Raw genomic sequence first — 398 nt, 5'->3', positions numbered from 1 at the left:
GCAGAGTTATGGTTCCCGCTGTGTAAAACCGCCGGTTATTTACGGGGATGTGCAACGCAGCCAGCCCATGACCGTGGCCTGGAGCAGTTATGCGCAATCCCTTACCCGCAAGCCTATGAAAGGCATGCTCACCGGGCCGGTAACTATTTTGCAGTGGTCTTTTGTACGGGATGATCAGCCCCGTTCTGAAACAACCTTGCAGATTGCACTGGCCATCCGCGATGAAGTAAAAGACCTGGAAACCGCCGGTATTAAAGTGATACAGGTAGATGAACCGGCCATCCGTGAAGGACTACCCTTACGCAAAGCCGATTGGGAAACCTACCTGGAATGGGCGGTGAAGGCATTTCGTGTATCCGTGTCCTGCGCTAAAGATGAAACGCAGATCCACACCCACA

At 53.0% G+C, this 398-nt stretch carries 1 pseudogene; it reads left to right on the top strand.

The features are described from left to right. A pseudogene (locus tag KVT36_RS32890) lies at positions 1-398 on the top strand (5-methyltetrahydropteroyltriglutamate--homocysteine S-methyltransferase); the annotation flags it as partial.

The sequence above is a fragment of the Chitinophaga sp. GbtcB8 genome, assembly GCF_019091455.1.
Lineage (GTDB): Bacteria > Bacteroidota > Bacteroidia > Chitinophagales > Chitinophagaceae > Chitinophaga.
This window is presented reverse-complemented; position numbering and strand designations above follow the sequence as displayed.